1 protein-coding gene is annotated in these 271 nt (G+C 64.2%); it reads right to left on the bottom strand.

Going from position 1 to position 271, the window contains the following annotated elements; genetic code table 11:
• Window positions 1-38 precede the first annotated feature (38 nt).
• Window positions 39-271, bottom strand: a 233-nt coding sequence (locus L9G74_RS24165) for a hypothetical protein (RefSeq protein WP_238898636.1), incomplete at its 5' end; no start/stop codon positions are given.

The following is a 271-nucleotide window of genomic DNA, read 5'->3' as shown; positions in this document are numbered from 1 at the left end:
AAACAATAAGATCGAGCTAAGCTTTGCAGCAGAGATCGTTAGCTAGCTACCCTGTTCGCTAGCAGCATTGCTCCGGCACCGGCCGGCGCGGCAACGTACTCCAGCTGTCCGGCGTGCGCCGGGAGGCAATGGCTTTTCGTGCCGGCAAGCTCGTGTGCGCTCTCCTCGCCGCGGCGCTGTGCTTGAGCTGCTTCGCTCGTGCTCATCACTTCGACGACGACGGGTTCGGGCCCGGTGGGTTCGGCCATGGCCCCAAGGGGTTCGGACGCGG

The sequence above is a fragment of the Shewanella electrica genome (assembly GCF_022321485.1).
GTDB lineage: Bacteria > Pseudomonadota > Gammaproteobacteria > Enterobacterales > Shewanellaceae > Shewanella > Shewanella electrica.
The sequence above is the reverse complement of the archived record's forward strand: the minus strand, read 5'-3'. Positions and strand labels throughout refer to the sequence as shown.